Below are 10,951 nucleotides of genomic sequence, written 5' to 3' on the forward strand. Positions count from 1 at the left end.
GGCATCCGCGGCCTCGTCGGCGTCGGCCTTCTTCGCGGCGCGCTTGCGGGCCGGCTTCTTCTCCTCGGCGGGCGCCTCGTCGGCGGCGTCGGCGGCGGCATCCGCGCCATCGTCGTCGGCGTCGGCCACGGCGGTGAACTCCGAGAGGTCGACCGCGTTGCCCGCGGCATCCGTGACCTTCGCCTTGCCGAGCGCGATCGCGAGCGCCTTGTTGCGCGCGACCTCGCCCACCATGGCTGGGATCTGGCCGTTCTGGCTCAGGACCTGGACGAACTCGTTCGGGTCCATGCCGTACTGGGCCGCGCCCTGCACGAGGTACTGGGTGAGCTCGTCCTGGCTGACCTGGACCTTCTCGGCCTCGGCGATCGCGTCGAGGACGATCTGCGTCTTGAAGGCCTTCGTGCTCGACTCGGTGACCTCGGCGCGGTGCTCGTCGTCCTCGAGGCGACCCTCGGACTCGAGGTGACGGTGCACCTCGTCCTCGATGACGCCGTCGGCGACGGGCACGTCGGCGAGCTCGAGGAGCTTCTCGACGAGGAGGTCACGGGCCTGGGTGCCCTGGCCGAACGACTTGTTGCGCGCGACCTGCTCCTTGAGGCTGGCGGTGAGCTCGTCGAGCGTGTCGAACTCGCTCGCGATCTGCGCGAAGTCGTCGTCGGCCTCGGGGAGCTCGCGCTCCTTGACCGCGGTGACGGTGACGGTGATCTCAGCGATCTCGCCCTCGTGCTCGCCGCCCAGGAGCTTCGACTCGAAGGTGGTGGTCTCGTCGGCGGTGAGCGAGTCGAGCGCCTCGTCGATGCCCTCGAGCAGCTCGCCGGAGCCGAGCTCGTAGGAGATGCCGCTCGCGGTGTCGACCTCGGCGTCGCCGATCGTGGCGACCAGGTCGAGCGTGACGAAGTCGCCGGACTTGGCGGGACGGTCGACGGTGATGAGCGTGCCGAACCGGCTGCGGAGCCGGTCGAGCTCCTCGGTGACCTCGTCGTCGCCGATCTCGACCGAGTCGACCGTGAGCTCGAGGCCGTCGTAGGCGGGCAGCTCGATCTCGGGACGCACGTCGACCTCGATGGCGAGCAGCAGGTCGCCCGAGAAGTCCTTCTCGCTGGGCCACTCCACGATGTCGGCCTCGGGGCGACCGAGCGGCCGGAGCTCGTGCTCGGTGACCGCGGCGCGGTAGAAGGTGTCGAGGCCCTCGTTGACGGCGTGCTCGAGCACGGCGGCCTTGCCGACCCGCTGGTCGATGATGGGCGGCGGCACCTTGCCCTTGCGGAAGCCCGGCACGTTGATCTGCTCGGCGATGTGCTCGTAGGCGTGGGCGATGCTGGGCTTCAGCTCCTCGGGCGTCACCGAGATGGTGAGCTTGGCGCGCGTGGGGCTCAGCTTCTCAACCGAAGTGGTCGGCATGTGGAAGATCTCCTGTTGTGTGGAAGTTCGTGTCGAGCCGCTGGGCGACTCGTCGGGGCGACAGGATTCGAACCTGCGACCTCCCGCTCCCAAAGCGGGCGCTCTACCAAGCTGAGCTACGCCCCGAGTCGCTGACTCAACTCGTCGATTCACCCGCATGGGCATGCCGAAGCATGCGCAAGCACGGATGGACCCGGGAAAGTCTACTGCACCGGGCGGGGCCGACGTGGTGCCGTCCCCGCTCCCCGGCCCATCACCCGCCCGATCACCCGGGCCGGGCCGCCGATTCGGCACGGGATGACCCTCGAACGGGCCTGTGGAATCTCCACCGCTGACGCCGGCCCTCGTGCAAGAGTGTGGGCCATGACGGACCCCACCCCGCGCATCGCCGTATCGGATCTCACGCGCTGGCCCGCCGATCCCGCCGAGCTCGTCGACACCACCAAGTGCCCGGCGTGCTTCAGCATGCTGAGCTCCACGCGGTGCCGGGTATGCGGGCTCGAACTCGATGTGCCCGAGGCGGCCGACCTGCTGCAGCACTCGACCGCGGTGTACCGCTGGCACCTCGCCCGTCATGAGCTGATCGGGCGGATGCGTGCAACGCAGGCCGCCCGCGAGGCCGCGGTCGCCTCCGCGGTGACGGTGGCGCGCACCGCGCCCACGGCGACCGCACCGACCATGCCGGCGGTGCAGTCCGCMGCCGTCGCTCCGCCGCCCGCAGGGCCGACGACGGCGGAGGCCGGCGGGCGCTCGGGCGTGCAGGTCCTCCTCCTCACCCTCGGCGTCGTCCTCATCTCCGTCACGGCCATCGTGTTCCTCTTCGTGGCGTACCTCGTCGCGAGCCTCGAGGTGCGATCGATCATCATCGCGGTGGCGAGCATCGCGGTGCTCGGCGTCGCCTGGCTCCTGCGCGCGCGCCGCCTGCCCGGAACGGCCGAGGGCGTCGCCGCCGTGGCGATCGTGCTGCTGCTGCTCGATGTCTGGATCGTGCGCGCGAACGACCTGTTCGGCAGCGGCGGGCTGACGGCGTCGGGCTACGCGGGCATCGCCATCGCCGTCGTCGCGGGTCTCCTCGCCGGCACCCGCGCGCTGACGGGCATCCGGACCACCGGATACGCGGCCGCCGCGCTCACTCCGATCGCGGCGTTCCTCCTCGGGTTCGCCATCGACCCCGGCACGGCGAACGCCGTCTGGCTCGGCGGCATCGCGGCCTCACTCACGGGCAGCATCGCCGCCATCCGACGTCCCTCGATCGAACGCACCGTTCTCCTCACGGCCGGCTTCGTCGGGGCGGGGGCATCGATGGTCGCCGCGCCGTGGGCGCTTCCCGGAGTCTCGTGGAGCGCGACGTGGGCGTTCGCCGGCGTCGCCGCGGCCTGGCTGCTCGCTCTCGCGATGCTCGCGGTGCGAGAGCGTGACGAGACCTCCATATGGTCGTGGATCGGCGCCTCCGCGTTCGGCGCCGCAATCGCCCTCGCTCCGTCGATCGGCGCCCTGCAGGAGCTCGACGCCCCGGATGCGCTGTGGGCCGCTCCCCTCGGAGCCGGCACGGCCACCTGGGTGCTCGCCTGCATCACGCGTGCCCTCCCCCGGCGGCGGGAATGGATCGGCGGGTTCTGGGCGGCTGCCACCGTCACCATCGTGGCCTCGGCCCTGGGCCTGTTGTCGGGGCTGGTGGCCATCGGTGCTCGCGTCCTCAGCGGACTCACGTCGTGGACGCTCAGCGCCGAGTCGTCCTTGCCGTCGATCGTCTCGGACGCCGCCCTCGGTGCCCAGCTCGTTCCCCTCGTGCTCGCCGCGGGCAGCGCGGCCGCGCTGCTGACCCTGGGACACCTGCGACGCTTCGCGGCGATCCCGGTCGGGGCGGTCCTCCTGGCGGGAATCGTGGCTGGGTCCCTCGCCCCGACGGTGTGGGCCGCGGCAGCCGCGCTCACCGCCACGGCCGCCGCCGGCCTCGCGGTGGCCTCAGTCCGCGAGCGCCTCGCGTTCCCCGGTTCCCTCGCCGTGCTGTCGACCTTCGGGACCGCGGCGGGTCTCATCGCATGGAGCACGGCCTACTCGAGTTCCGACATCTGGCCGTGGACGATGGCGGCACTGTTGGCGCTCCTCGTCGCCGGACGCGTGCTGGCCGGTCGCGTGTGGACGCCGAACCAGGCTCGCCGGATGGGCGCGGCCCACGTCACCCTCGCCGCCGTACTGGCCTGCACGATCGCGTTCTCGATCCCGCTCTGGCTCGACGGGGCCGGCTCGGCGATGGCCGGCCCGTGGGCATCGCCGTGGCTGTGGCTGGGCACGGTGGCCTCGATACTGCTGGCGATCGCCCTGTTCACGCCCTACCTCGCCGTCGTCGACCGCACGAGCCTCGCACYCCCCCTCCTGGCGGGCGTCTTCGCGGGCGCCATCGTCACTGCGCTCGACGTGGGGGAGGCCTTGGCGTGGCTGCCTGCGACCGCCGGTGCGATCGTCGCGGTGGTCGGGGTGCGCCCCTCGGAATCCCGAGTGACCAGGATCGCGCTCGCGGCGACGGGCCCGCTCCTGGTGGCCGCCGCGACCGCCGCCGGGCTCGCCGGGATTCCCAACGGCCCATCGTTCGCGGTCGGCGCCGCTGCGGGCGTGCTCCTGGCTGCGGCCGTGGGCCACGCGGCCGTTCCCGGCTCCGCGGGCGCAGCCCGGGTCGCGTGGAGCGTCGCCATCGGCGTCGGCGCGGTGTACGTGCTGCTGTCCGCGGCGACCACGGGCGACGAGCTCTGGCTCATGCTGGGCCTGCTCACGCCCGTTCCGGTGCTCATCGCCGCCCTGCACGCCGATCCGGTCGGCGGCGATGCGGAGATCCGGCATCTCTCCTGGCTCAGCCTTCTCCTCGGCGTCGGATCCGTCTGGGCGTGGCTCGCCGACGGCGGTGTCGACGACGTCGAGGCGTACACCGTCCCGCTCGCCATCGCACTCGCCGTCACCGGCGGCCTGATCACGTGGCGCCGGATTGCACCGTCGGCCAGGTCCGTTGGACGCACGACGCTGTTCGCCTCCGCGGCCGCCGTCCTCGTGCTCCCGAGCGTCGCGACGAGCGGCGAGTCAGAGCTCCGGACGCTGATCCTCGTCGCGGCAGGCTCGGTGGTGGCGATTGCGGCCATGTTCCTCCCTCAGGCGGCTCGTGGCGTTCCCATCCGCCTGCTCGGCGTCTGCACGGGCGGCGCCGCGTTCATCGGCGCCGCGCTGGTCCGCGGCTCGGCCGTCGCGCTCGGCGAGCCGAGCGACCTGGCGGCCGAGTTCTGGCCGGTGCTCGCGCTGGTCGCCGGCGCGATCGTCGCGACGATGTGGTTCCGAACGGCGTCGCAGCCCGGTCGGCTCGCCGAGTGCCTGATCGCGGTCTCCGTCGCGGCGGTCTCGATCCCGACCCTCCTCTCCATCGTGGCGGGCGACGCTGCGACGCTGCGGGCAGCGGTGCTCTTCCCGGCGCTCGCGCTCGCGCACGTCGCGGTGGTGTTCGGACGGTGGCGTCCGTTCGCCGGCCCGATCGTGGCCTGGACGACGCTCGGGACACTCGTGCTCGGCGGCATCGCCGTGCTCATCTCCCGTGAGGTCGAGCCGTTCGACCTCGTGACGGCCTCGATCGGCGCGGCACTGCTCGGGGCGGGCGCGGTGCGCATGCGGCGCGATCCGCAGCTCGGCAGCTGGCCGGCGCTCGGGCTCGGCCTCGCCGTGCTGCTGCTGCCCGCACTGGCCGCCGACTTCGTGGAGCCCGAACTGTGGCGGCTCATCGCCCTCGGCGCCGTGTCGGCGATCATCGTCGTCGTCGGTGCCGTCCGACGACTCCAGGCTCCGCTCCTGTTCGGCGGCGCCGTGCTCCTCGTGCACGCCGTCGCGCAGCTGTGGCCGTGGATCACGTGGGTGTACGAGGCCGTCTGGTGGTGGCTGTGGCTCGGCGTGGCTGGGGTCACCCTCATCGCCCTCGCCGCGACCTACGAGCGGCAACTCCGGCTGGCCCGCAACGTGGTGCGCTCGATCGCCGAGCTGCGCTGATCACGCGGCCGCGCGCTACACCGCAACCAAGGGAGGCGAAACCCGCGTCGCCCGGTGTACTACGATGGTCCGGTGCCCGCAGGCGGGCGCGCGCGGATGTAGCTCAATGGTAGAGCCTCAGTCTTCCAAACTGATTACGCGGGTTCGATTCCCGTCATCCGCTCCATTCCACCTCCGCACGGCTGGGTGCGGCGTCGATCGGACGCTCCGCCGCGGCATCCGGGCCCCTTCGCTGCACCGGTCAGCCGAGCCTTCCCTTCCTTGAAATACGCGGGCACCTGCGTAGCGTTGAACACGACGCACGACAGACGCCGAACGGGAAGGGTGAACGAATGACCGACACGAAGACCGCACCGAAGAACACGAAGACCGGAGACCACGCCGACGTCGCGGCGGGCGTCGCCCAGTACCTCACGCCCGTCGTCCACGAACTCGTCGCGCTCGTCGTCAACGGCAAGCAGGCGCACTGGCATGTGCGCGGCGTGAACTTCATCGCCGTGCACGAGCTCATCGACGACGTCGTGGCGCACGCGCAGGACTGGGCCGACCTCGCCGCCGAGCGGGTCGTCGCACTCGGCCTGCCGATCGACGGGCGCCTCGCCACCGTCGCCTCGAAGAGCGGCGCGGYGAACCCCAAGCTGGGCTTCCAGCCGTACGAGGAGGCCATCTCCGACGTGGTCGCGCAGATCGACCTCGCGATCGAGAAGGTGAACGCCGCGATCGAAGGGCTCGACGAGCTCGACCCCGCGAGCCAGGACGTCGTCATCGAGATCCGTCGCGGCCTCGACAAGGACCGCTGGTTCCTCTTCTCCCACATCGCCGTGAAGTAGTCGACAATGGCGGGCCGACGGGCCCGGGTGCAGAATGCCGCTATGACGGCGGATGCACCCGGGCCCGTCCCATTCCCGGACGACGACCTCGAGCGACTCACCGACGCGCAGCGCTCGCTGCGTGCGCAGATGCTCGCCACCGAGCACTGGAGCCTCCTCGCGAGCCGCAGCACGACCCAGAGCGAGGTGCTCACCCGCATCGCGATCTTCCTCACGCTGGTGTCCGCCGGCCTCGTCACACTCGGTGTACTCGGCAACGCGACCGAGTTCCGCGGCTGGTTCGGCGTGGCGGCGCTCGGGGTGCTCTTCCTCCTGGTGCTGCTGGGCCTCATCACGCTGCTGCGGGTGTACAACAYCGCCACCGAGGACCTGATGTACGTGGTCGCCATGAACCGCCTCCGGGGCGCGTACCTCGACCTCGATCCGGGGCTCGGGCGCTACCTGCTCATGTCGCCCTACGACGATCAGGCCGGCGCCGAGCGCACCTACCACTACTTCTACCCGCGGGGCGCGAGCGTCATCCTCGGAAGCTCGATGATGGTCATCACCGTGGTCACGGCCGTGGTCTCCGGGCTCTTCATCGGAAGCCTCGTCGCGGCCGTGGGCGGAACCACCTGGCTCGCCGTCCTGCTCGGTGTCGTGGCCGCGATCGGCGTGCTCGTGGGCTTCGTGCGTCGCGGCTACAACACGTACCTGCGTTCATGGCGGGAGCACGTGCCGCTGCGGAGCACTCCGCCCACGGCGCCCGGGACCGGCGCCTAGCGCTGCAGCCAGGTGAGCACGGCGAGCACCCGGCGGTGGTCGCTGCCCGAGTCCTCGAGTCCCAGCTTCTGGAAGATCGACGTCACGTTCTTCTCCACGGCGCCCACGCCGATGAACAGCTGCGTGGCGATGCCGGCGTTCGTGCGCCCCTCGGCCATGAGCGCCATGACCTCGCGCTCACGGGGGGTGAGCGACTCGAGCGGGTCGCTGCGACGCGACAGGAGCTCGCGCACCACCTGCGGGTCGAGCACCGTGCCGCCCTCGCTCACGCGGTGCACCGCGTCCTCCAGCTCGTCGAGCGACGCCACCCGGTCTTTCAGCAGGTAGCCCATGCCGCCCTCGCCCGACGACAGCAGCTCGTGCGCGTAGGTGCCCTCGACGTACTGGCTGAGCAGCAGCACGCCGAGCTTCGGGTGCCGCCGGCGAATCTCGATCGCAGCGCGCACGCCCTCGTCGCGGAACGTGGGCGGCATCCGCACGTCGAGCACGGCGACGTCAGGCCCGATCGCGTCGATCTCCGCGAGCAGGGCGTCGGCGTCGCCGAACGAGCCGACCGTCTCGAACCCGGCCTCGTCGAAGAGCCGCACGAGGCCCTCGCGCAGCAGCACGGAGTCCTCGGCGAGTACGATGCGCAATGGGCGGCGGGCGGCATCCGTCATGGACTTCACCCTATCGGCGGGCGCGGCGACAGCCCCGGCGCGAATCGAGGCCGTCGTCCGCGATGCTCAGACCACGCCGGGAGTCGTGCCCGACTCGATTCCGGATGCCGCGAGCGGCACGTACGGCACGTGCGCGCCGATCGTGGTCGGGCCGCCCACGGGGCTGTCGAGCACGAGCATGCCGCGGAGACCGCGCACGCGCTCATCGAGCCCGGCGAGGCCGTGCCCCGGCGTCGCCGTGGCGCCGCCCCGACCGTTGTCGGTCACCCAGATGTCGATCCAGCGTCCGGCGATCCCCTCGTCGCGGGTCGTGACCCGCAGCCGGATGGCCGTCGCCTCGGCATGCTTCGCCGCGTTGGTGAGCAGCTCGGCGGCGATGAAGTACGCGTTGCGTTCGATGGGAGCCGGCAGGGCGGCGTCGGCGAGCTCGACCTCGACGATGACCGGTACGGGGCTGCGCGAGGCCAGCGACTCGAGCCCGGCGGCGAGTCCGCGGTCCTGCAGGATCGGCGGCGCGAAGCCGCGCGAGAGGGCGCGCAGCTCGTCGAGCGCCTCGCGGGCCTGGTCGCGAGCCTCGCCGACGAGCACCTTCGCCGACTCGGGGTCGTGCTCGAGGCGGCGTTCGATCGTCGCGAGGTCCATCTGGAGGCGCACGAGCCGCTGCTGGGGGCCGTCGTGGATGTCGCGCTCGAGGCGGCGGAGCGAGGCGTCCTCGGCCTGCACCGCGGCGCCGCGGGAGGCGGCGAGCTGGGCGACCTCGACCTCGAGCGCCTCCGAGCGCCAGGCCCCGAGCACGCCCCGGGCGATGACGTCGTGCAGCAGCGTGAGGCCGCGGAACACGAACGGCAGCGTCGCGAGGAAGATCAACCCGAGGACGACCTCGAGGATGCGCTCGCCCGCGACGGGGTCGTAGCTGAAGTCGTTGCCGGGGAAGATGCGGTCGACGATCCACTCGTTCAGCCAGAACGTGCGGTCGCCCTCGGGGATGAACCGCTGCCAGATCCACCCCGTCGTGCCCGCGAGCGCCACGGACGTCCACGCGATGGTGACGCTCCACGTGACGACGCTCACGATCGGGTTGATGACGAGCGTGTGCAGCAGGTACAGCCAGTAGTGGCCGTCGATGAACGGCGCGAAGGCGGTGCGCCAGAAGCCCTCCTCGCGACCGTCGCGGGCCCAGTTCGGCCGGCGGACCTCGGGGCGTCCTGCCCAGCGCAGTCGGATGAGCTCGAGCGTGCCGAACCCGCGGGCGATGAAGAACGCGGCGACCATGAGGAAGATACCGACGAACACGGTGACGAGGCCGACGCCCGTGAAGAACACGGTCGCCAGCACGCTGAGCCCGATGATCGCGATCGGCATGGTGAGGATCAGGAACCCGAACTCGCGGGGCACGGATGCCCAGAGCGCACCGTAGCCGCGGCGCTTCGACGAGGCATCCGGAGCCGTCGGCGCAGCGGGGGTCGTGCTGCTCGTCGTGGTCGTCATCGTGGTCATCGTCTCAGTGCTCATGGTGCGTTCCTCCAGTCATCGTGGCAGATTGCCCGGGCTCCACGACGGCGAACTGGCCCATCATGCCCTGGTCCTCGTGCCACAGCAGGTGGCAGTGGTACATGTACGGGGTGTCGGGGTCGGCGTAGTCCTCGAAGCGGAGGACCAGTTCGAACTCGGTCTCGGGCCTGGCGAAGATCGTGTCCTTCCAGCCCGACAGCTCGGGAGGCGGCGGCGCGCCGTCGATCGACGCGATGCGGAACTGCACGTCGTGGACGTGGAAGCTGTGCGGCATCTGGCTCGTGTTCGTCACGATCCAGCGTTCCGTCGTGTCGACGGTGACGGTCTCGTCGATGCGGCCCATCTCCATCTGGTCGCCGTTGATCTCGAAGCCATCGAGGGTGAACGTGCGCGTGGTGACCGCCTGCGAGGCGCCGACGGGCGGCAGCGTGGCGAGGTGGTCCGGCACGTCGGGCGAGGGATCGAGCGAATCGGCCGCGCGCAGCTCGAGCACGTCGAAGGCATCGGTGCCGCCGTTCATCGCGGCGATCGAGTCGATCATGCCCGCCGCGCCCGCGGTCATCTCCGAGCGGAGCACGAGCCGCTCCCCCGGCGTGAGGCGCACGAGCACCTCGGCGCGTTCGCCGGGCGACAGCAGCACGCGGTCGAGGTCGACGGATGCCTCGAGCAGGCCGCCGTCGGTGGCGATGAGCTCGACGGGGCGGCCGTCGCTCCACGTGAAGGCGTAACTGCGGGCGGTCGACGCGTTCAGCAGCCGGAGCCGGACCAGCTCGTCGTGGACGTCGAGGAACGGGCCGCGCGTGCCGTTCACGAGGAGCTCGTCGCCGAGCCCGCCCGCGAAGCCGTGCGCGGGGTCCTCGCGGACGCCGCCCGCCGAGAACCCGGCGTCCTGGACGATCACGGGCACGTCGTCGACGCCGTACTCACGGGGCAGCGGGAGCGCCGACTCCTCGTCGTCCTGCACGAGGAACATGCCTGCGAGGCCGCGGCGCACGTGGTCCTCGGTCTCGCCGTGGGGGTGCGGGTGGTACCAGAGGGTCGCCGCCGGTTGGTCGATGTCCCACTCGGGCGACCAGGTGRCATCCGGGTCGACCATCTGGTGCGGTCCGCCGTCCATCTCGGCCGGGAGGTGCATGCCGTGCCAGTGCACCGTGGTCGGCTCGTCGAGCGAGTTCGTGACGTCGACGCGCACGTGCTCACCGCGCTTCGCCACGATGGTCGGACCGAGGTAGGAGCCGTTGAACCCCCACGTGGCACTCGGAACGCCGGGCGTGAACTCGGTCGTTCCCGCTTGCGCGTCGAGCGCGAAGACCCGCGTGCCGTCGGCGTCGATCGTCGATGCGGCGAGCGGCGGGATCGTGAGCGGCGTCTCGAAGTCGACCTTCCCGATGGTCGAGACCGGCGCGGGGCCGACGACGCCGCATCCGGCGAAGGCGACGGCGACGAGGGCGCCGGCGGCGACTGCGGCGAGGGCGCCGACGGCGGCACGGGGACGGCGGATGCCGAGGGGGTTCGAACGTGTGGCTGGCATGGTTCCAGCCTCGCGATCGGCGCCCGCCCGCCCCATCCGGCGGCCGACCGGATCGACGCGGGGGTTATCCCCCGGGCGTCAGCGGATCGCGTCGTGCGTAAGGCGTCCGCCCATGAGCGTGGCCGCCACCGGCATCGTGCGCAGTCGCTCGACGGATGCCGCGTACGGATCGAGCTCGACGACGGTGAGGTCCGCGAGAGCACCGACCCGCACCTCGGCGCCGGCGCCGCCGGTCG

At 71.6% G+C, this 10,951-nt stretch carries 7 protein-coding genes and 2 tRNA genes; 4 read left to right on the forward strand and 5 right to left on the reverse strand.

The features are described 5' to 3' along the window. Both tig and AC1DY2_RS08295 read right to left on the reverse strand, forming a co-directional pair. Positions 1 to 1,401 (reverse strand): trigger factor (gene tig, locus AC1DY2_RS08290; RefSeq protein WP_476761982.1); only part of this gene is annotated, 1,401 nt, incomplete at its 3' end. A gap of 52 nt (positions 1,402 to 1,453) precedes the next feature. Continuing rightward, positions 1,454 to 1,527: transfer RNA gene (locus tag AC1DY2_RS08295), tRNA-Pro, on the reverse strand. Positions 1,528 to 1,764: 237 nt separating this feature from the next. Here AC1DY2_RS08295 and AC1DY2_RS08300 point away from each other — a divergent pair. From AC1DY2_RS08300 to AC1DY2_RS08315, 4 genes are all read left to right on the forward strand, one after another. Further along, positions 1,765 to 5,421 carry an SCO7613 C-terminal domain-containing membrane protein gene (locus AC1DY2_RS08300; RefSeq protein ID WP_476761983.1) on the forward strand — a complete coding sequence of 1,219 codons (3,657 nt, stop codon included), beginning with the start codon at positions 1,765 to 1,767 and terminating at the stop codon, positions 5,419 to 5,421. Positions 5,422 to 5,513: 92 nt separating this feature from the next. Beyond that, positions 5,514 to 5,587 (forward strand) — tRNA-Gly (locus AC1DY2_RS08305). 166 nt (positions 5,588 to 5,753) lie between these two features. Then, the gene (locus tag AC1DY2_RS08310) at positions 5,754 to 6,251 is read left to right on the forward strand and encodes a Dps family protein (RefSeq protein ID WP_476761984.1); all 498 of its coding nucleotides are present in this window, start codon (positions 5,754 to 5,756) and stop codon (positions 6,249 to 6,251) included. Positions 6,252 to 6,293: 42 nt separating this feature from the next. Beyond that, positions 6,294 to 7,013 carry a hypothetical protein gene (locus tag AC1DY2_RS08315; RefSeq protein ID WP_476761985.1) on the forward strand — a complete coding sequence of 240 codons (720 nt, stop codon included), beginning with the start codon at positions 6,294 to 6,296 and terminating at the stop codon, positions 7,011 to 7,013. Here the strand turns inward: AC1DY2_RS08315 and AC1DY2_RS08320 are convergent. From AC1DY2_RS08320 to AC1DY2_RS08330, 3 genes are all read right to left on the reverse strand, one after another. Then, complete coding sequence (locus tag AC1DY2_RS08320) at positions 7,010 to 7,672, reverse strand: response regulator transcription factor (protein ID WP_476761986.1); 663 nt, start codon at positions 7,670 to 7,672, stop codon at positions 7,010 to 7,012. The genes AC1DY2_RS08315 and AC1DY2_RS08320 overlap by 4 nt on opposite strands. Positions 7,673 to 7,738: 66 nt before the next feature. Further along, the gene (locus AC1DY2_RS08325; RefSeq protein WP_476761987.1) at positions 7,739 to 9,184 is read right to left on the reverse strand and encodes a sensor histidine kinase; all 1,446 of its coding nucleotides are present in this window, start codon (positions 9,182 to 9,184) and stop codon (positions 7,739 to 7,741) included. Beyond that, a complete protein-coding gene (locus AC1DY2_RS08330; protein WP_476761988.1) occupies positions 9,174 to 10,715 on the reverse strand; it encodes a multicopper oxidase family protein in 1,542 nt (513 codons plus the stop codon). The genes AC1DY2_RS08325 and AC1DY2_RS08330 overlap by 11 nt, the downstream gene beginning before the upstream one ends. Between the last annotated feature and the right edge of the window lie 236 nt (positions 10,716 to 10,951).

Source organism: Agromyces sp. P1_H4 (assembly GCF_056405255.1).

Coding starts and splice junctions, on each gene's coding strand:
- AC1DY2_RS08320 (WP_476761986.1), bottom strand. CDS start 7,672: ATGACGGATGCCGCCCGCCGCCCATTGCGCATCGTACTCGCCGAGGAC.
- AC1DY2_RS08325 (WP_476761987.1), bottom strand. CDS start 9,184: ATGAGCACTGAGACGATGACCACGATGACGACCACGACGAGCAGCACG.